Source organism: Collinsella sp. AM44-11 (assembly GCF_003467145.1).
GTDB lineage: Bacteria > Actinomycetota > Coriobacteriia > Coriobacteriales > Coriobacteriaceae > Collinsella.
On record NZ_QSFE01000007.1, the window covers coordinates 70,440 to 87,231 of the forward strand.

A 16,792-nucleotide genomic window follows, 5' to 3' on the forward strand; every position below is an offset into this window, starting at 1 on the left:
ATCATTGGCTCTTAGACGAGCTTGATCTTCTCGATGTCCTTGCGCGAGGACTCGCGATACAGCGAGAACTTGCGGCCGATGACCTGGACGACCTCGGCGTGGCAACGTTCGGAAAGCTCTTCGGCGGCCTCGCGGGCGGAAAGACTGGAGCCATCGAGCACGGAGCACTTAACGAGTTCGTGCTTCTCCAGGTAGGCGACCGTCTGCTCGACGGTGCCCTCGTTGACATCGGACTTGCCGATGATGATGGCGGGGTTGAGGTGATGGGCCATGCTGCGAAGCTGCTTGACCTGGGCTCCTGTCAGTGCCATGGGTTCTCGCTTTCTATGTATGGGGCGCCCCGCGACGGGGCCTTAATCTACGTGAGCTGTCCCACGATAGCGCAGGAACGGCGCGGTGTGGAGCGCGTTTGCCCAGTTCAAAAAGAATGCGGATGCCGAGTGAGTGGGCGGCGTGGGCTGCGAACAGGCTATGAGCTGGGCGCAGAGACTGGATCCCATGCAATAAATGCCCAACGGACCTTGCGGACGTGGTCGAGCATGTAGCGTCCCTGCGGCACACCCTTGGAGCCCGGCTCACCGGCATGGGGATTCTCGATCATGTGTTGGGCGATGTAGTCGCGCAGACGGTCGACCTTATCCTCGTTGCCATGCTCAAGCATGCGGGAAAAGTCCGCCACGCCCGCTTCAAGGCTGTCGAAGGTATCGCGACGCGGCGATTCAAAGTACGTGACCTGCGGCAGGGCACCCATCTGAATGAGGATGTTGAAGGCGTACACAAAGCCATTACTGCAGGTAACCGAGGCGCCGATAGCGTTCATCAAGTGCAGATCATAGCGCGGGCTGGAGTTAGCGACCATCGTGACAGCACAACGCCGACGAGCCGTACGATCAAGCTTGGCAAGCGCACCTTTTAGGTTGGTCGTGGTGACAGAACGACTGGCAAAGGCAACATCTACCGCTTTCGCGACCGGTCCAACCAAATCCCAGTCATCATCCCAAGCAAGCTCAAGCGGCGTAATGCGATCCTCGAGCCCATAGTACTCAATACCAGCATCAAGCGTGCCTAACATAGCAGGGGAAAAGTCAGCAGCAATCACAGGATGCCCAGCCTGAGCAAGCGGAATGGCAATCGACCCAGCTCCACACCCCATATCGAGCACCGACTCACCAGGCTCAAGAGCCAGCAGCTTTATAAAATCCCGAGCATAAGGGGCAGTCTCCAACGGCCGAAAATGCCGAGTCCTTTTATCCCACTCAAAAGAATCGTCAGCCCGCCGCCGATCAGCTTGCAGACGCATCCACTCCAGATTCCAATCTGTGGAAAGCAGCTCAGAACGATTCTCCCCATCAGCCACGGGCCAACCTCCTAGCAACAAAAAAGCGACTCCTCCCAAAAGAAGAGCCGCAACCAGCATATATCAGAAAGAACCGATCCAACGCCAAACCGCCGTATCAACCATGTGGTGCAGGAGCGAAGCAACTGCAACATGGGACAGAACTCAGCCAAGGTTGAGATGTGCGGGAACCCCGGGAAGGGCAAATATATAAGGTCGATCGCGAGTTCCGCACGAGCCGGAGAGCACTTAATGTGCTCTCCGTGCGAGTCAGGACTGTCCGAGCAGGCGACCTTATATATTTGCCCTTTCCGGGGTTCCTCGCCTCGTATCCCTGGACTAGTTCTTGAGCGAGTTCAGCGGTGCCGGGAAGCGTCCACCACGGTGGGCAAGCACGGTGCCGGCGTTGGGGTTCACCGGCATGATGGGCGCACGGCCGAACAGGCCGCCGTACTCGACGCAGTCGCCCACGCCCTTGCCGATGGCGGGAATCACGCGGACGGCCGTGGTCTTGTTGTTGATGACGCCGATAGCCATCTCGTCGGCGATGATGCCGGCGATGGTCTCGACCGGGGTGTCGCCGGGGATGGCGATCATGTCCAGGCCAACGGAGCACACGCAGGTCATGGCCTCGAGCTTCTCGAGCGAAAGTGCACCGGCCTCGACGGCGGCGATCATGCCGGCGTCCTCGGATACGGGGATAAAGGCACCGGAGAGACCGCCCACGCTGGAGCTGGCCATGACGCCGCCCTTCTTGACGGCATCGTTGAGCATGGCGAGCGCGCAGGTCGTGCCCGGGCCACCACAGGTGCCCACGCCGATGATCTCGAGGATGCGTGCGACGGAGTCGCCGATGGCAGGCGTGGGAGCCAGCGACAGGTCGACAATGCCCTTCTCGACACCCAGGCGATGGGCGGCCTCGCGGCTCATGAGCTCACCGGCACGGGTGATCTTAAAGGCGGTCTGCTTAATCTTCTCGGCGACTTCCATCATCGATGCGGAATCGGGCAGCGTCTCCAGGGCTGCGGCCATAACGCCGGGGCCCGAGACGCCTACGTTGATGACGGCGTCGGCCTCGCCACCGCCGTGGACGGCGCCCGCCATAAACGGGGAGTCCTCGACCATGTTGGCAAAGCAGACAAACTTGGAAGCGCCGACGGAATCCTGGTCGGCCGTGAGTTTAGCGGCATCGATGATGGTCTGGGCGGCCATAAGCACGGCGTCCATGTTGATGCCGGCGCGCAGGCTAGCGACGTTGACACTGGAGCAGACTCGGCTCGTGGTAGCGAGCGCCTGGGGGATGGACTGGATGACGCGGCGATCGGCGTCGCCGATGCCCTTCTGGACGAGTGCGGAGAAGCCACCCAGGTAATCGATGCCGAGCGTCTCTGCCGCGCGGTCGAGGGCATGCGCGATGGGGGTGAGGTCCTCATCCTTGCAGCACGCGGCGATCTGCGCCACCGGGGTGACGGAGACGCGCTTGTTGACGATGGGGATACCGTACTCGCGCTCGAGGTTCTCGGCGGTCTCGACCAGATGCTCAGCCGTGTGCGTCACGTGGTCGTAGATCTTCGTGCACATGCGGTCGAGGTTCTCGTCACCGCAACCCATGAGCGAAACACCCATGGTGATGGTCCTGATGTCGAGGTTCTGCTCCTCAACCATGCCGCGGGTTTCCGCGATTTCTGCGGGCGTGATCGCCATCCTTGCGCTCCTATCTGCCAAAACGAGCATAGTCTTTTCTATTCTAACGTGCCGCACGTGCCAAGTGGCGCGTGCGGCACGTTTTGGTGCTTGGTTGTTTCCGTTGTGTTACTGCCCAAAGACCTCTTCGGCGATACGAGCGCTCTCGGCGGCGTCCTTGGCGTAGTAGTCCGCGCCGATCTGCTTGGCGTATTCGGGGGTGAGTACGGCGCCGCCTACGATGATCTTGACGCCCGGCACCTCGGCATGAAGCAGCTTGATGGTCTCTTCCATGGCCACGACGGTGGTAGTCATAAGCGCCGAGAGGCCGACGAGCTTGATGTCACGCTCCTTGACGGTCTTGAGTACCTCCTGTGGATCGACGTCGCGGCCAAGGTCAAAGACGGTGTAGCCGTAGTTGTCGAGCAGCATTTTGACGATGTTCTTGCCAATATCGTGGATGTCGCCCTTGACGGTGGCCACGCAGATCTTACCCTTGTCGGCAATCTCTCCGGCGGGCATCAGGCGTTTGATGGTATCGAAGCCCACGCGCGCGGCCTCGGCCGAGGCCATGAGCTGCGGCAAGAAGAACTTGCCCTGGTCAAAGAGGACTCCGACCTCGTCGAGGGCGGGGATAAAGTGATTGTTGATGAGTTCCATAGCGTCGTGGTCGGCCAGCAGGCGCTCGGTCTCGGCCGCAATTTCGCCCTTGCGGCCCGAGACGACCATGTGGCGGATGGGGTCGTCGTTGCCGTCGGTGCCGGCGGTGTCAGCAGCGGGCGCGGCGTCGGTCGATGCGGTCTGGGCCGCTGCCGGGTTCGCGGCGATTTTATACGGATCGGTCCAGCCAGCGTAGCGCTCGATGTATCCGGTCGAGCCCTCGTCCTCAACGCTCAGCACGCGATAGCTGTAGACGGTATCCATAAAGCGCTTGGAACCCGGGTTCATGATGGGGGCGTCCAGACCTGCACCAAAGGCGGCGGCCAAAAAGACCGAGCCCAGCAGCGGCCGCGCGGGCAGGCCAAAGCTGATGTTCGACACGCCGAGTGCGCATTTGACGCCCAGGCGCTCCTTGCACATAGACATGGCGCGCAGGATCTGCTCAGCCTGGCGCTGGTTGGTCGAGGCGGTCATGACCAGGCAGTCGATGAGGATGCGGTCCGGGCCGATGCCGTAGCGGGCGGCCTCGGCCACGATGCGCTCGGCGATGGCGAAGCGAGCCTCGGCGGTATCGGGGATGCCGCCTTCGTCGAGCGTGAGGCCGACGACGTTGGTTCCATAGTGGGCGACCAGCGGAAAGATCTCATCCATGATCTGCTGCTTGCCGTTGACCGAGTTGATGATGGGCTTGCCGGCGTAGCGGCGTACGGCGGCCTCGACAGCGGCGGGATCGGTGGAGTCGATCTGCAGCGGCAGGAGCGTGGAGCCCTGGAGCTGCTCGGTGGCCTGCTGGATAATCTTGACCTCGTCGATCTCGGGCAGGCCCACGTTAACGTCCAGGATATCGGCGCCCTGTTCTTGCTGGCTGATGCCCTGACTTACGACGTAGTCCAGATCGCCGTCGCGCAGGGCCTGCTGCAGGCGTTTTTTGCCGGTGGGATTGATGCGCTCGCCGATGACGGCGATCTTGTGGCCATCGCAGGGAAGGTCCACGACCGTCTGGGCGCTCGTGACCGACATGCTGGGCTTGCGATGGCGCGGACTGGGCGTGTGGTTGTCGATAAGCGTGCGCAAGGCCGCCATGTGCACGGGCGTGGTGCCGCAGCAACCGCCCACGACGCTCACGCCATCCTTGATCATGCCGGCGACGGCCGCGGCGTACTCGGGCGTCTGGATATCAAAGACGGTGTTGCCGTCGTCGTCCACGCGGGGCAGTCCTGCGTTGGCCTGCACCATGATGGGCTTGTCGGTAACGGTGAGCATGCGTGCAGCGAGTCCCCGGAGCTCGGCCGGGCCCTGGCTGCAGTTGATGCCCAGGACATCGGCGCCGATGGCATCGAGCGTGATGGCGGCAACCTCGGGACTCGTGCCCAGGAAGGTGCGACCGTCTTCCTCAAAGGTCATGGTGGCAAAGACGGGCAGGTCGGAGTTCTCGCGGCAGGCGAGGACGGCCGCCTTGATCTCGGCCAGGTCGGTCATAGTCTCGATAATAAAGAGGTCCACACCCGCGGCGACGCCGGCGCGCACTTCCTCGGCAAAGAGGTCATAGGCCTCGTCGAAGCTGAGGGTACCCAAGGGGCGAAGCAGCGCGCCGATGGGGCCGATATCGCCGGCGACGTAGTGGGCGCCGGCCGCGCGGGCGCAGGCGACGGCGGCGGCAAAGACATCTGCCACGGTGGCGGCGCCGTCGAGCTTGTGGGCGTTGGCGCCAAAGGTGTTGGCGGTGATTACGTCGCAGCCAGCCTCGACGTACTGGCGCTGGATATCGGTAATGACCTGTGGCTCCTCAAAGTTGAGCAGCTCGGGCAGGGCGCCCGCCTTCATGCCAGCGGCCTGCAACATGGTGCCCATGCCGCCGTCGAACAGCAGGTGTCCCGTGCCCTCGATGGCCGCACACAGGCGATCGTCCTTAATGCGAAGGTCGTCGATCGTGCGCGTCTTGTACGTGGCGCCATTACGGCGTGCGGCATCAACGGGTGCCGCCAGCGCGGCACCGTCCAGATCATGAGTGATAAGCGGAGTAAACATCGGGGGCTCCTAATGGCTGGAATAGCAGGTGGTGTGGGCGGCGCGGAAGCGGCAGTGCTCGCGCATGCGGCAGATATTGCAGGTGGGGCGGCTCTGGGCGTCGTGGACTTCGCCGTCAAACAGGCCGATCACCGCGGTCACGCTCTTGGTGGGCATGAGCAGGCTGGTGGGGGTGACGGTAAGTCCAATGAGGCGCGTGGCGTTGAGTGCAGCCACGATCGAGCGCTGGGCCGAGAGCGGACAGTCGCCATAGCCGGGACTGAAGCGCCAGTTACCGGCGAGCCCGTGTGCAGCGGCCGCAGCCTTGACTTGCTGGTCCATCTGCTCGACGGCGGCCTCCACGTAGGCGGAGCATGCGGCGTCGAGCACGGCTCCCTCTAGGGGCTGCTGAGCTCCCGTGGTGCGCAGACGGCGTTCGGCGTCCATGCCGAGGGTGCATGCCATGAGTGCGGCAAAGCGGGCGTCTTTGAGGTGGCGATAGATATCGCGACCGCGCAGTTCAACGTTGGTGCCGACTAGGCGAATGCAGGGCTCGCCCTGTTCATCGACGCCCGTGGCATCGATGGCAAATATGCGGCGCACGCCACGGGGCTCAATGTCCAGCTCCAGACGCTCAACGACAAGCTCAATACGCTGCGCTAGCTCGGGCTCAATCTGCTGGCCGCCGTAGCCCAGATACCGCAGCATCTCGGCACGGTCGACACGAGGATGGTGGGCAGCGTCGATACGGTAAAGCGCCGGCGACGCAAGGTCGGCCGGCACTTCAACAACGGTTGTATCGATGTGCGGTTTTTCCATTACCCCAGACGCTCCATAATGGTCGCGGCGATTGCAGGACGGTTCATAGTGTACAGGTGCAGACCGTCGGCGCCGTGCTCCTTGAGGTCGCAAAGCTGGCGGGCGGCATAATCTACACCGGCTGCCTGCAGGCTCTCGGGGTCGTTCTCGTATTTGGCGAGGATCTTGATGACGGGGGAGGGCAGCGACGCGCCGCACATAAAGACCATGCGGCTGATCTGCGACTTGCCCATAAACGGCATGATGCCCGCGGTAATAGGCACGGTGATGCCGGCCTTGTCGGCAAGCTCGCGGAAGCGATAGAAGCACTCGTTATCAAAGAAGAGCTGCGTCACAAAGAAGCTCGCGCCGGCGTCTTGCTTTTGCTTGAGGTGCTCGACCGAGAGGTTGAGATCCTCGCAGGCAATGTGGCCCTCGGGGTAGGCTGCGGCGCCCACGCAAAAGCCGGCGTCGACGAGCTCGGGGATGAGGTCACGGGCGTAGGCGTAGTCGGAGGCGGGCTTGTCGTCCTCGGTCGCGCCAGCGGGCAGGTCGCCGCGCAGGGCCAGGATGTTTTCAACGCCGGCCGAGCGATACTCGTCAATCTTGGCGGCGATATCGGCATGTGTGCGGCCAACGCAGGTGAGGTGCGCTACCGAGGGCGTATCGAATTCGCTCGTAATCATATGTGCGATGGGGGCGGTGGTGGCACCGTTACCCGAGCCGCCAGCGGAACAAGTGACCGAGACAAAGCTCGGTGAAAGCTTGCACAGGTTGCCTGCCACCTCGCGAGCCGTGTCGAGGGTAAGCTCACCCTTGGGCGGGAACATCTCAAACGAAACGGACGTGGTGCCCTGGGATGCTGCCTGCTTAAAAACCTCGTCGACGCGCATATCGTGCTCCTTTAGATGCCTGGGTGCGATGTGTTGTAAGGATTCTACAGCACCGCTGTGCCACGGTGGAGTTTTACTCGCGATTTAGGGATACCAATCAAAGATGCCTTGCTATCGGCATTGCCTATAGCAGAGCGGTCAATGTAGGAAAGGGCTATATTGAATGGTATCTGATGCGAAATACCAGTTAAGAAAGCCCTGTCCCAAATTGACTGCCCTTAAATCATGGGGAGAGGTCTGCAATTTATACAGTTGATTGGCCATTAAGGGCGGCAGTGCCGCTGTGATGCGGTAACCTCATTGATTGGTTTCGCGACAGCAACATAACGGTAATGTCGCGGAAACACGGCGAGTCTAAGCTATGACTCGTTCGTTAGTAATCAACACCGCATCTCACGCGGTGCCGATACGAAGGGAGTTCCGTATGGCCGATCTTACTGACCGCTTCGGGACCATGGTGTTCTCTGAGGAAGTCATGAAGGACTACCTCCCCAAGGACATTTGGAAGCGCCTTGCTGCAACCCTCGAGGACGGTGAGCCGCTCGACCTGGATGTGGCCAACGCCGTTGCCCACGCCATGAAGGTCTGGGCCATCTCCAAGGGCGCCACGCACTACGCGCACTGGTTCCAGCCGCTTTCGGGCATTACTTCCGAGAAGCACGACAGCTTCCTCGAGCCCAACCACGACGGCACCGCCATTACCAAGTTTACGGGCAAGAACCTCATCCAGGGCGAGCCCGATGCCTCCAGCTTCCCCAACGGCGGTCTGCGTGCCACCTTCGAGGCCCGTGGCTACACCGCCTGGGATCCCACCAGCCCTGCTTTTATCAAGGACGACGTCCTGTGCATCCCCACGGCTTTCTGCTCCTACACGGGCGAGGCCCTGGACAAGAAGACCCCGCTGCTGCGCTCCATGACCGCGCTCTCGCGTGAGTCTAAGCGCGTTTTGGCGCTGTTTGGCAAGACCCCCAAGAAGGTTGTTCCTTCCGTGGGCGACGAGCAGGAGTACTTCCTGATCAAGAAGGACGCTTACCGCAAGCGCAGGGACCTGGTCATCACCGGCCGCACCCTCTTTGGTGCTGCTCCTTGCAAGGGCCAGGAACTCGAGGAGCACTACTTTGGCGCTATCCGCCCTACCGTCTCGGCCTATATGAAGGACCTGGACGATGAGCTGTGGGCACTTGGTATTCCCGCCAAGACCAAGCACAACGAGGTCGCTCCTTGCCAGCATGAGCTCGCCCCTGTCTATGGCGAGGTCAACGAGGCCATCGACCAGAATCTGGTCATGATGGAGAAGATGAAGCTCATCGCCTCCCGTCACGACTTGGTCTGCCTGCTGCACGAGAAGCCCTTCGAGGGCATCAACGGTTCGGGCAAGCACAACAACTGGTCGCTTGGCACCGAGTCCGAGAACCTGCTCGACCCGGGCGACACCCCGCTCGACAACCTGCAGTTCATCGTCTTCCTCACCGCGGTGATCGAGGCCGTCGATAACTATCAGGAGCTCTTGCGTGCCTCCGTTGCCTCGGCCGGCAACGATCATCGTCTGGGCGCCAACGAGGCTCCTCCGGCGATTATGTCTATCTTCCTGGGCGACCAGCTTACCGAGGTCGTCGAGAAGATCATCGATGGCAAAGCTTCCGTCCATGCCACGCGCGGCGTGCTCGACCTGGGCGCCGATACCCTGCCCAAGCTGATGCAAGACAACACCGACCGCAACCGCACTTCCCCGTTCGCCTTCACTGGCAACAAGTTCGAGTTCCGTGCCTGCGGCTCCGAGCAGAACGTCTCCGACTCCAACCTGGTGCTCGATGCCGCCGTGGCCAAGTCGCTCAAGTCCTTCGCCGACGCACTCGAGGGTACGCCCGAGGATAAGTTCCAGGACGCCGCGCTCGAGTACTGCAAGAAGGTGCTGACCGATCACCAGCGTATCCTGTTCTCCGGCGACGGTTACTCCGACGAGTGGCCCATCGAGGCCGAGAAGCGTGGCCTTGCCAACAACAAGACTACGGCCGACGCCCTGCCCGCCTTTGTTTCCGATAAGGCTATCGCGCTCTTTGAGGAGACGGGCGTCCTGACCAAGGCCGAGGCCCAGTGCCGCTACGACTGCAAGCTCGAGAAGTACAACAAGCTCATGAACATCGAGGCTACCACGATGATTCGCGAGGCGCGTCGTACCTATCGTCCGGTCATCACCGCCTATGCCACCAAGGTCGCTAAGGGCCTGGAGGCAATCCGCGCTGCCGGTGCCGATGCTGCCATGCAGTGCGAGCAGAACACGCTCAACAAGCTCTGCAACGGCATCACCGCCATTAACGACTCCATCAAGGCGCTCGACGCCGTGCATCAGAAGGCCGAGGCTCTCGATGGCCAGGAGCAGGCCAACGTGTACGCGCACGAGGTCGTTCCCGCTATGGATACGCTGCGCGCCGCCGTGGACGCCATGGAAGAGATCGTGGCCGCCGACTACTGGCCGGTTCCGACCTACGACGACATCCTGTTCTACGTGTAGAGCGTAACCGACATATCGTCATGGTATTGAGCCGGGGTCCGCATCGCGCGGGCCCCGGCTATTTGTTTGCGAAGGACGCTTTGGATCCCGCTTTGCAACTGATTCGCCCACACAATAAGGGGTCGTGGGCAAAAAACGTCAAATATGAGTACTGTCACAAGCCCTGTAGCATTATCTTTTTGCAAAATATGCAGTGTTACGCAACATATGTCCAAGTACTTAGCTGATAAATGCCTGCAATTCCTCCGCCGTAGGACGCCTTGTGTCCAAATCGCCTTCTGATGGCATGAAATCGCTGTTACTAAATTGGTAACAGTACTCATATTTGCTATTTTTTGTCCACGGGCCCTTGGATGACAGTGTGATTTTATGCCTTCGGGGTTCGAATCCCGGCGTATGGGTAGCAAAAAGCCCGCTACCGAATTGGTAACGGGCTTCACAGATTCTGTGGTGCCCCCAGCGGGATGTCCGCGTGCGGCTGGCGCCGCCCGCTTTCGCTGCGTCGCTCCGCTCCTTGCGTGCTGCGCTGGAAAACGCTTACGCGTTTCCTCAGCTCTGCACCCTGTCGGGTTCGAATCCCGGCATATCGGCAGCAAAAAGCCCGTTACCGCGAGGGCAACGGGCTTCTCAGTTTAAATGGTGCCCCCAGCGGGATTCGAACCCGCGATATCCACCTTGAAAGGGTGGCGTCCTTGGCCGCTAGACGATGGGGACAGCGGGAAAGAGTATAGCAGACTTTTTTGCCGGCGCGTATATCGTTGGCAAACTGGAAAACCACCACAAAGGTACCTGTCCCCCTTGTGGTGGTGGGGTGCTAGGGGAGGAGCTTCATGGCGGCGTCGTGGGCGGCGTGCTCGTAGGCGTCGTCGAGGGGTTTGAGCGGCAACAGGGCGGCGGCCTGTGCGTCGCCACGGCGTTCGAGGGCGTGGGCGATGAGCCAGTCGGCGAGTTCGGGGTTCTTGGGCAGCGCCGGGCCATGCAGGTACGTGCCGATGACACCCTTGTAGATGAGACCCTCAAAGCCATCGTCGCCGTTGTTGCCGGTGCCCGTGACGACGGACGTTCCGAGCGGCGTGGCATCGGCGTCCAAAAGCGTGCGGCCACCGTGGTTCTCGAATCCCACAAAGGGCTCGGGTGCCAGGTCGGTCTTGACGGCGACGTTGCCGATCAGGCGGTCGGAGCCGCGTACGGTCTCGGCGGCAATGACGCCCAGGCCCTCGATGCGATTTTCGCCCATATAGTACGAACGGCCGAGCAGCTGATAGCTGCCGCAGATGGCGAGCAGCGAACCGCCGTCCTCAACATAGGCTGCGACCTTGTCTTTTTGGGCGAGCAGCTCGTGTGCCACGGCTAGCTGGTCGCGATCGGATCCGCCGCCCATCATGACGATATCGGCATCATGCAGATCGAGCACCTCGCCCATGCGGACCTCATCCACGCGAACGGGGATGCCGCGCCAGGCGCAGCGGCGCTCGAGGGCGATGACGTTGCCGCCGTCGCCATAGAGGTTGAGGGCATCGGGATACAGGTAGACGATGCGCAGCGGGCGCGAGAGCTCGACTGGCGCGATACCGACAGGAAGAGCGCTGCCGTCGGCGCGGACTGCGGCGCGGGCGGCAACCGTGGCTGCATCGGCACCCTTCAGCCCGTCGAGTTCTTTGACCAGCGGCGGGAAGGCCGTGTAGTTGGCGACGGCGTAGAAGGTGTCATCGGCGGCCTCGTCTGCCATGGCGCCAATTGCCTGCGCGACGTCCGAGATAATGGCGGCGTCGATGCCGGCGTACTTGAGGCGCACCTGCATATCGTGTGCACGCGTGCCGCCGGCAAAGGCGACAAGCCCCGGGGTATCGGCGATGCGCTCGAAGTCGACGTCGTAGATCCACGAGACATCGTGGCCGTCGGCGTCGTTGTCATTGAGGAAGAAAGCGCAGAGTCTGCCGCCTGCCGTCTTGATGGACTGGATTTGTCGATCGAAGCCTACGGGATTCTTGGCCAGGTTGGCCTCGACGGTGCGGCCGGCGATATCCCAGCGCCCCATACGACCGCCGGCAGGCACATAGGCATCGAGCGTAGGCTGTAGAAGCGCCGTGTTCACGCCCAACTCGTGTGTGGCAAAGAAGGCGGCGGCAACGTTATAGACCATGTACAGACCGTTGTAGCGCGTGGCGATGTGCGTTGCGGGTGCGTCGGTATCGGGTCCAAAGACAAGGTCAAAGCCGTAGCCGTCGCAGCCGAGTTCCACGCCCGTCACGCGACGGACAAGCGCAGGGCGGGCCCAGCCGCACGAGGGGCAATGGTAGGCGCCGAGTTGACCATACTGTACGTAGTCGTACTCCAACGGGGCGTTGCACTGCGAGCAAAAGCGCGAGTCGCTAATGCGGTCGGACTCGGTGCCCGTGGCGCCATCGATGCCAAAGGCAATACTCGCGTTGGGAACGCGCGCGGCAATCGAGGCGCACAGCGGGTCGTCGGCGTTGTAGATGAGCGTCGTTGCCGGCGAAAGCTCCAACGCGTGGGCGATGACCTCCTGGGTGTGATCGATCTCGCCATAGCGATCTAGCTGGTCACGGAACAGGTTGAGCAGCACGAAGTACGTCGGCTTGAGCTTGGGCAGGACGCGCACAGTGTAGAGCTCATCGCATTCAAAAACGCCTACGCGCTTGCTGCTGGCGGTTCGCTTAAGGTTGCCGCGGGCCTCGAGCAGAGCGCCCACCACACCAGGCTCCATATTGTTGCCGGCACGGTTGCACACCACGGTAGCACCGCTGGCAGCAACGGCGTCGGCGATGAGGTTGGAGGTGGTGGTCTTGCCGTTGGTGCCGGTGATCACCACGCTGCGGTCGACCAGGCTCGCGAGGTCGCTTAGCAGCTCGGGGTCGATCTTCATGGCGATGCGGCCGGGGAGTACGCCGCCCTGGCGCTTAAGGACGGAGCGCAGCCCCCAGCGGGCGATATCGCTCGAGGCACAGGCGAGAGATGAGCGGAAGTTCATGAAGCCGTTCCTAACGTGAATGACATGGTCGTGGCGTTTGCGCCGTTAAAAGCCGTAACGGCGCGCAAATTCCTGGGCAAGCTGCGATACATCTTCGCAGGCGTTGGCCCAGGGGGCAAAGTCGGGGGTGTCCGAGATGATGCCGTCGGCTTCCCAAACTGCCTGATGCGAAAGGTCCCAGGGGTCGTGCGGTTCGGGCCGGCAGGGAAGGTACGGTGTCTGATACATGGGGTTCAGCAAAAAGAACGCGCCGCCCTCGCAACGGTTAGCGAACTCACGCAGCGCGCGCGTCGCCGGGCGCATCTTGTTTGTTTTGAACAGCAGAATCGTGCGGGCGAGCAGGTACCAAGGAGAGTTTTCGAGTGCGTCTGCCCCCATCTGTTCCTCGAGCTGGTGGGCTAGGGCAAAAAAGCCGTCCTGGTCTTCCAGGCGAGCGAGAGCGAGCAACACGGTGCCGGCAGCTCGGGTGGGATAGCCTTCTGCCTTAAGGACGCGGCGGGCGTAGTTGGCAGCAGCGCGGTAGCGGGCGCTTGCCATGCACAGCTGCGAGATGGCCTCGAGTGTGTGGAGCCACCCGATAAGGGCCGGCTCGCTCACGGTAAGGTCCGCTGCGGTGACACCGTCGGCCAAAACATTATTGGCCCAGTAGTGTGGGGCCTCCATGTCGAACCCGGGCACGCTTTGCCGCAGGTAATCGGTCGTGGTCGCTTCGAGCTTCATCAGGTCGCCCAGGCAGGCGTCGACGGGTGTGTCCGCCAAAATGATGGCGAGCAGCTGGGCATCGACCGCCAGCGCATCGACGCGAACGATCTTGAGCAGCTCATCGCGCATATCGTCGAACAGGCGGTTGCGCGTCTGCTCAAACTCCTCGTCGCTGCCCATGTCCTCGATGCGATGGAGCTCGTCGAGCAAATGACGATGCACGCCGGCATAGGAAAGCAGCGCCTGCGCATGCTCGGTCTGCGCGTACTTTTGAGGGTTAACGCTCACGTCGTTATGGACAAGTTCGCGTGCTGCATCGGTGAGTTCGGGGTGCGACGCAACGTAGGCGCGCTCCAGGTAGGCGGGGATGTAGACGCTCGGATCCATTAGAGGTCTCCTCCCTTAAACGGCAGGCCCTGCTCGGCCGCCCGCAGGATGCGCTCGTCGATCTGGGAACGCACGATATCGTTGGTGGCGACCCAGGCGGCGAAGCTGGCGTTGTCGGGGGCGCCCAAGCCCTCCTGCAGTACCGGCGTCGCCTCGGACAGCGCAAGGACAAGCTCGTCGGTAGAGCCCACACCCACGTTGACGCGGGCATAGACGCCATCGGGAAACTCGGTTTGGAAGTAGAGTGCCTCGGCCGCGTGCGGGCACGAGCGTGCAAGGATGCGCAAGTAGTGCTCGGCACCCTCGTAGTCCAGCTCGCGCCAGGCTGCGCTCATCAGTGCGATGAGCGTCCACGGGTCCAAGTCGCGCTCCGCGTCCTTGGGACGACGACGCAGCGGCGTGTTGGCGAGATAGGGGACGGAGTGGGCAGAGCGAAAGCGCTTGAGCTCCTCGGCAGGGTATTCGAGCTTCGCCATGGCGAGCATCGCGGTGTGGCGGACGCCGGCCGGATCGTTGGGGGCAAAGTCGAGGCTGCGGTTTGCAGCTTCGAGCGACATGCGATAGCGTCCGCTAATGAGGGCGCGCGATGCAAGGGCGGCAAGCCAGCGCAGGTAGGGGCGGCGCATAAGGTCGCCCGCGGCCTCGCGCTCATAGGGGTCCTGCGCCGAGGCGATCTTGAACGCCAGGTCATGCTCGACTTCATCGCGCTTGGATACCAGGTACTGTACGTATTCCTCGTTGGAGTCGGCGGTGAGGGCCGTCAGCATGCGCTGGGCATCCCAGTTGGTCGGATCGAGCGCGGCGGCCTCGCGAAGCATGTTCTCGGCAGCGGCCTCTTCCTGCTCGGCTTGGGCATCGTCGGGGATAAAGGGAATGCGGTAGTCGACAGCCTCGACCACCTTGGCAATCAGATGTCCGGCGCGGTCGCGATCATGCACGATGAGCGGCGCGGGGTTGCGGGTGAATTGTTCCATCAGACGCTCTACGGCGGTGCCATCGGTGAGCGGGATATTGTCGCGGCGCAAGGCCTCAAGAACGAGGCGATGGCAATCCTCTTGAATGGGATCGAATGCCATGGGGCCTCCTTTGCTGCGGTTAGGGTTCAAATGTCTCTATATAAGGTTCTAGTTTACCCGCATGTGGCACACCGGGGGTGTCGCACTTGGACTTGCACCTTTGCACCACGAAGACGGATGTCGCACAAATGTCGGCACCTTGGACGACCGAGTGGTATCACGGTGCCGCAAACGGTCGATTTTTGGCGGCGAACGGTGCATATTTTGGAGGGGCACAGTCCTGCCCAGGATATGTAGTCAACCTTGATAAAACGTTTGCCCAGCTTGGGAGTATGAATGCCGCACAAGGGTCTTCAGGGATAGAAAAAACGTTTCATCATTGGCGGCTTTAGGTGAATAACTGACCAACCAGAACGGTAAAATAGTGTTTGTCTGAGCGTTGAGACGTTTAGACATCGCGCATTGTCATCGCCGGCAACGCGCAAACCGGTCCTAACGGAGCCAATTGGGTGCTCCGTTATATACGCAAGTCTAAGAGGGGCTTGTTTAGGAGGCACAGTATGGGACGTTTTACCAATCCTCGCGATCTGTACTTTGGTGAGGGCGCTCGCCACGAGGTGAAGAACCTCAAGGGCAAGAAGGCCATCATCGTTTCTGGCGGCAGCTCTATGCGCCGCGGCGGGTTCCTGCAGGACGTCGAGAACGACCTTAAGGAAGGCGGTTTCGAGGTCAAGCTGTTCGAGGGCGTCGAGTCCGACCCGTCCATCGAGACGGTCATGAAGGGCGCCGAGGCCATGCGCGAGTTCGAGCCCGACTGGATTATCGCCATCGGTGGCGGCTCGCCCATCGATGCCGCTAAGGCCATGTGGGTCTTCTACGAGTATCCCGAGGAGTCCTTCGATAACATCATCCAGCCGTTCAGCTTCCCGGAGCTGCGTCAGAAGGCTCATTTCTGCGCCATCTCCTCTACCTCCGGCACCGCTACCGAGGTCACCGCGTTCTCCGTCATTACCGACTACGCCAAGGGCATCAAGTACCCGCTGGCCGACTTCAACATCACCCCTGATGTCGCCATCGTCGACCCCGAGCTCACCTACACCATGCCCGCCAAGCTGTGCGCTCACACCGGCATGGATGCTCTGACCCACTGCATGGAGGCCTACGTTTCCACCTGCGCCTCTATGTTCACCGACGCCAACGCCCTGCACGGCATCCGCGAGATCGTCGAGTGGCTGCCCAAGTCCTATGCTGGCGACCATGAGGCCCGTCAGCACATGCACGAGGCTCAGTGCATCGCCGGTATCGCCTTCTCCTCGGGCCTGCTCGGCATCGTTCACTCCATGGCTCACAAGACCGGTGCTGCCTTCGAGAACGGCCACATCATCCACGGTGCCGCTAACGCCATGTACCTGGGCAAGGTTATCCAGTGGAACTCCAAGGACCCGCGTGCTGCTGAGCGTTACGCTTACGTGGCCAAGGAGATCCTGCACCTTCCCGGCGAGACCAACGAGGAGCTCATCGCTGCGCTCGTCCAGAAGATTCGCGACCTCAATGACCAGCTCAACATTCCGCAGTCCATCAAGGATTACGCGAATGGTGGCGTGAAGGTCGACGCCGAGAACCCGCAGATGGTTTCCGAGGAGGAGTTCCTCGCCAAGCTGCCCGAGATCGCTGCGAACGCCGAGACCGACGCCTGCACGCCCGAGAACCCGCGTGAGACCAAGGCTGCCGACTTCGAGAAGATCCTCAAGGCCTGCTACTACGACACCGACATCGATTTCTAATCGACTCTTGTTATCGTAACGA

At 61.6% G+C, this 16,792-nt stretch carries 11 protein-coding genes and 1 tRNA gene; 2 read left to right on the top strand and 10 right to left on the bottom strand.

Annotated elements, in window-relative coordinates; translation table 11 throughout:
* Positions 1-11: 11 nt before the first annotated feature.
* The 6 genes from DW943_RS06000 to DW943_RS06025 all read right to left on the bottom strand — a co-directional run bounded on the left by DW943_RS06000 (position 12) and on the right by DW943_RS06025 (position 7,377).
* Complete coding sequence (locus DW943_RS06000) at positions 12-311, bottom strand: YhbY family RNA-binding protein (protein WP_117563618.1); 300 nt, start codon at positions 309-311, stop codon at positions 12-14.
* 158 nt (positions 312-469) lie between these two features.
* Positions 470-1,417, bottom strand: a complete 948-nt coding sequence (locus DW943_RS06005) for a methyltransferase domain-containing protein (protein ID WP_370448071.1) — start codon at positions 1,415-1,417, stop codon at positions 470-472.
* 258 nt (positions 1,418-1,675) lie between these two features.
* Complete coding sequence (locus DW943_RS06010; protein ID WP_035136908.1) at positions 1,676-3,040, bottom strand: PFL family protein; 1,365 nt, start codon at positions 3,038-3,040, stop codon at positions 1,676-1,678.
* 108 nt (positions 3,041-3,148) lie between these two features.
* A complete protein-coding gene (locus DW943_RS06015) occupies positions 3,149-5,707 on the bottom strand; it encodes a homocysteine S-methyltransferase family protein (protein ID WP_199572796.1) in 2,559 nt (852 codons plus the stop codon).
* Positions 5,708-5,716: 9 nt separating this feature from the next.
* Positions 5,717-6,505 carry a hypothetical protein gene (locus tag DW943_RS06020; protein WP_117862487.1) on the bottom strand — a complete coding sequence of 263 codons (789 nt, stop codon included), beginning with the start codon at positions 6,503-6,505 and terminating at the stop codon, positions 5,717-5,719.
* Positions 6,505-7,377 carry a methylenetetrahydrofolate reductase gene (locus DW943_RS06025; protein ID WP_117786381.1) on the bottom strand — a complete coding sequence of 291 codons (873 nt, stop codon included), beginning with the start codon at positions 7,375-7,377 and terminating at the stop codon, positions 6,505-6,507. Before DW943_RS06025 ends, DW943_RS06020 begins: the two co-directional genes overlap by 1 nt.
* A 424-nt stretch (positions 7,378-7,801) precedes the next feature.
* On the opposite strand from DW943_RS06025, the gene DW943_RS06030 reads away from it, so the two are divergent.
* Complete coding sequence (locus DW943_RS06030) at positions 7,802-9,889, top strand: glutamine synthetase III (RefSeq protein WP_117862488.1); 2,088 nt, start codon at positions 7,802-7,804, stop codon at positions 9,887-9,889.
* Positions 9,890-10,526: 637 nt separating this feature from the next.
* Here the strand turns inward: DW943_RS06030 and DW943_RS06035 are convergent.
* The 4 genes from DW943_RS06035 to DW943_RS06050 form a co-directional block, all read right to left on the bottom strand.
* Positions 10,527-10,603: transfer RNA gene (locus DW943_RS06035), tRNA-Glu, on the bottom strand.
* 100 nt (positions 10,604-10,703) lie between these two features.
* Complete coding sequence (locus tag DW943_RS10675; RefSeq protein WP_233543609.1) at positions 10,704-12,881, bottom strand: MurT ligase domain-containing protein; 2,178 nt, start codon at positions 12,879-12,881, stop codon at positions 10,704-10,706.
* A 45-nt stretch (positions 12,882-12,926) separates the two neighbouring features.
* A complete protein-coding gene (locus tag DW943_RS06045) occupies positions 12,927-13,970 on the bottom strand; it encodes a hypothetical protein (protein ID WP_089572771.1) in 1,044 nt (347 codons plus the stop codon).
* Positions 13,970-15,046 carry a hypothetical protein gene (locus DW943_RS06050; protein WP_089572774.1) on the bottom strand — a complete coding sequence of 359 codons (1,077 nt, stop codon included), beginning with the start codon at positions 15,044-15,046 and terminating at the stop codon, positions 13,970-13,972. Before DW943_RS06050 ends, DW943_RS06045 begins: the two co-directional genes overlap by 1 nt.
* 500 nt (positions 15,047-15,546) lie before the next feature.
* Here DW943_RS06050 and DW943_RS06055 point away from each other — a divergent pair, with 500 nt between their 5' ends.
* On the top strand, positions 15,547-16,770 hold the full coding sequence (locus DW943_RS06055) for an iron-containing alcohol dehydrogenase (RefSeq protein WP_089572776.1): 1,224 nt from the start codon (positions 15,547-15,549) through the stop codon (positions 16,768-16,770).
* The last annotated feature ends 22 nt before the right edge of the window (positions 16,771-16,792 follow it).

What these genes read in the sequence shown, in the direction of transcription:
- DW943_RS06000 (WP_117563618.1), bottom strand. Translation starts at nt 311, where the DNA reads ATGGCACTGACAGGAGCCCAGGTCAAGCAGCTTCGCAGCATGGCCCAT.
- DW943_RS06005 (WP_370448071.1), bottom strand. Translation starts at nt 1,417, where the DNA reads ATGCTGGTTGCGGCTCTTCTTTTGGGAGGAGTCGCTTTTTTGTTGCTA.
- DW943_RS06010 (WP_035136908.1), bottom strand. Translation starts at nt 3,040, where the DNA reads ATGGCGATCACGCCCGCAGAAATCGCGGAAACCCGCGGCATGGTTGAG.
- DW943_RS06015 (WP_199572796.1), bottom strand. Translation starts at nt 5,707, where the DNA reads ATGTTTACTCCGCTTATCACTCATGATCTGGACGGTGCCGCGCTGGCG.
- DW943_RS06020 (WP_117862487.1), bottom strand. Translation starts at nt 6,505, where the DNA reads ATGGAAAAACCGCACATCGATACAACCGTTGTTGAAGTGCCGGCCGAC.
- DW943_RS06025 (WP_117786381.1), bottom strand. Translation starts at nt 7,377, where the DNA reads ATGCGCGTCGACGAGGTTTTTAAGCAGGCAGCATCCCAGGGCACCACG.
- DW943_RS06030 (WP_117862488.1), top strand. Translation starts at nt 7,802, where the DNA reads ATGGCCGATCTTACTGACCGCTTCGGGACCATGGTGTTCTCTGAGGAA.
- DW943_RS10675 (WP_233543609.1), bottom strand. Translation starts at nt 12,881, where the DNA reads ATGAACTTCCGCTCATCTCTCGCCTGTGCCTCGAGCGATATCGCCCGC.
- DW943_RS06045 (WP_089572771.1), bottom strand. Translation starts at nt 13,970, where the DNA reads ATGGATCCGAGCGTCTACATCCCCGCCTACCTGGAGCGCGCCTACGTT.
- DW943_RS06050 (WP_089572774.1), bottom strand. Translation starts at nt 15,046, where the DNA reads ATGGCATTCGATCCCATTCAAGAGGATTGCCATCGCCTCGTTCTTGAG.
- DW943_RS06055 (WP_089572776.1), top strand. Translation starts at nt 15,547, where the DNA reads ATGGGACGTTTTACCAATCCTCGCGATCTGTACTTTGGTGAGGGCGCT.